Here is a 2,929-nt window from a genome sequence, read left to right on the forward strand (position 1 = left end):
GTCTCTGGAGCCCTCACGAGACGTACCGCCGGAGGACGTGACGTGTCGCGCACGGGATAGCACGCGGTGAGCCCCAGTGCGACCGCGATCATGGCCATGCAACCGAAGCGCTTCATCGGGCAGGAAAGCCGGGCGCGGTGGCTTTACCCGTAACGGGCCTGGCGAACAGGAAGCCCTGTTGCAGCACTACCCCAAGGTCCAGTAACGCCGAGGACTCATCGGCCGTCTCCACGCCCTCGCCGATCACGCGCACGCCAAGGTCTTCGCATAACTGGCTTACGTGCCGCACGATGCGTTGACGCACCTTGTCCGTATCGATCGAGCGGATAAGGCCGATATCCAGCTTCAGCAGGTCAGGCTGGAAGTCCGCCAGCAGGTTCAGCCCTGCGTAGCCGGCACCAAAGTCATCGATTGCCGTGAGAAATCCGTGTGCTCGGTAACTCTGCAGGATCGAGAGCAGGTGGCGATGATCGATGATGGCCTCGTGTTCGGTCACCTCGAAAATGATGCGCGACAGCGGCCAGTTCAGCCGCTGCGCCGCAGCCAGCGTCGTGCGCAGGCAATGCTCGGGGATGTACACGGCGTTAGGAAGAAAGTTGATCGAGACCATCGAGGGCAGCTCGGCCTCAACGGCACACTCCAGCGCCCTCACCCTGCACTTCTGGTCGAAAGCATATTGGTTGTTCTCATCGACCGCGGAGAGGACATCCGCCGCGGACGCACCGTCCGCTCCACGAACCAGTGCCTCATGGGCGAAAACCGTTCGCTCGGCAGCGTCCACGATGGGCTGGAACGCCATCGTGATGGCACCGGCGAAGGCTTCGCCATGACGACATGCAACGCACGAGTCCCGCTCACCCATCGCACCCTCCAAAGTCCCKCGAGCCACCCAAGGTCCCTGCCCGGGCAGCCAGCTGAGCGCCGCATGCCTGGGCCCCACGGGACCGGTCTGGGCCCATCATGCCGCCTTTGCCATGGGGCGGCGTGATGAGCGCCTCGACGTTTCGCCTCGTTACTTTTTATCTTGCGCCAGTGGCAGAACCTTCTCGCGTAGCACCTTGTACTCAGCGTCCACGACTTCCTGGTTCGGATCGTGCCCTGAATGCTCAAGCAGCACGAAGCCCTTCGCCGGTGCCTTGATGCTCTCGTAATACCGGCGGGCCAGCTCCGGCGGTGCCAGGAGGTCATGCGCACCTTCGACAAAGAACACCGGAATGGTGAAGTCCAACCCCAGCTTCGGCAGGTCCACCTGCGACAGCATGCCGTCGCCGTGCATCCCGACGAAATTCATGAATGAGTAGTCTTCGCCGGCTTCGTAGTCGGCTTCGGCTTTTGCCGTTGTGTAGGCCGGTGCTCGGTGCCAGCTCTCGGGCGGCGGCAACGTGACCTTGGCTTCGTACTTGCGAATCACCCGGCGCACCTTGCCGAAGCTACGCGGGTCGGTCCACGGCGGTAACCCGACCTGCTCGAGCACGGCAAGGGAGTCCTTGTCATTCGCGCTGGTGGCGAGCGCCAGGAGCTTCCTGTAGCTCGCAGCCTGGGCTTCCACGGAGTTGACGACCTGCGACGTACCCACGTACGCGTAGAACAACTCCGGATGCGCCTTGACCATGTAAACGGCAAGGATCGAGCCCCAGGAACTGCCCCACAAGATGACCTTCCGCTTGCCATACTTCCTGGCCAGATAGGCGGCAAGTTCGTTGCCGTCCTGCGCCATCCTTTCGATCGTCAGTTTCTCGTCCGATGCCGGCGGGCTCCGGCCATAGGTCATGCCCGATCCGCGCTGGTCCCACTGGACGACGATGAAGTCGCGTTCGCCCGCGCCGTAGATGCTGTCGGAGAGGCCGCTGAGGGGATTACCGGGTCCACCGCTGATGAAGAGAAGGACAGGGTTGGCGCAGCTGTCGCCCTTGGCCGTTACCCACTGTTCGATGCCTCCGATAGTGACAAAGCCCGAATCGTCGACTTTGGCCGGCTTGCCCTTGCACGAAGGCGAAAGGCTTGCATCGCGCGTCGAATGCCCTGCAAGCGCATCCGCGGAAACCGAGAGTGGTGCCCATAGAACAGCTGCCAGCCCCAGAGCCAGCGCGATGAATCTCGTCACAGTCCACTCCCCTGTCAATGGCGGATACGCCATCTCGATGGAATATAGCGTGTCTCACCGGACCGCACACAGCAGGCCCGAACCCGCCCGCGTATGATCGACGCAACTCCTTCTATGCACCGGTGACGACGCCTGTGGAAACCTTCGATGTAGTAGTGATTGGGGCCGGTCCTGCCGGCATCAGCGGCGCGGTGGCCGCCGGATTCATGGGCGCGCGTACGCTCCTGATCGAGAGGGAGACGCAGGTCGGTGGTGCGGGCATCAACACCGGCACGATCCCGAGCAAGACCTTGCGCGAAACCGCCCTGGCGCTTTCGGGCATCCGTTCCCGCCGCCTCTATGGCGTCGATCTGTCGCTTCGACGCGAAGCCACGATCGCGGATTTCACACACCATCGCGATAACGTGATGCTGGGCGAGCACAGGCGCGTGGGTCACCGTCTGGATGGTCTGGCCGTCCAGCGACGCGTCGGATCGGGAGCCTTCGTTGATGCGAACACGGTATGCGTGACAGGCCCGGGAAATGAAACCGAGCTGGTGCAAGGCGGCATCATCCTCATTGCCACGGGCTCGTCGCCGTTCCGGCCTGCCGAATTTCCTTTCGAACATCCCCACGTGCACGACTCCGACGAGATCCTCAACATCGAGTCCGTGCCGCACGTGCTGGTGATCGTCGGCGCCGGCGTCATCGGCTGCGAGTATGCGTCGACATTCTGCGCGCTCGGCACCACCGTGCATCTTGTCGACGGTCGGTCGTCACTGCTTCCCTTCATTGACGCCGAAATCTCGAGCGCCCTCACGACAGCACTGACGGCGCTGGGCGTAC

3 protein-coding genes are annotated in these 2,929 nt (G+C 62.9%); 1 reads left to right on the top strand and 2 read right to left on the bottom strand.

What is annotated here, in order from left to right; all coding sequences use genetic code 11:
- Positions 1–112 precede the first annotated feature (112 nt).
- Positions 113–862: an EAL domain-containing protein gene (locus AC1DT2_RS19670; protein WP_477298159.1), complete on the bottom strand. Its 750-nt coding sequence runs from the start codon at positions 860–862 to the stop codon at positions 113–115.
- Positions 863–1,012: 150 nt separating this feature from the next.
- The gene (locus tag AC1DT2_RS19675; protein WP_477298160.1) at positions 1,013–2,104 is read right to left on the bottom strand and encodes an alpha/beta fold hydrolase; all 1,092 of its coding nucleotides are present in this window, start codon (positions 2,102–2,104) and stop codon (positions 1,013–1,015) included.
- Between the two features lie 134 nt (positions 2,105–2,238).
- Here AC1DT2_RS19675 and AC1DT2_RS19680 point away from each other — a divergent pair.
- Positions 2,239–2,929, top strand: a 691-nt coding sequence (locus AC1DT2_RS19680; protein ID WP_477298161.1) for an FAD-dependent oxidoreductase, incomplete at its 3' end; no start/stop codon positions are given.

Source organism: Luteibacter sp. P4_E6 (genome assembly GCF_056401535.1).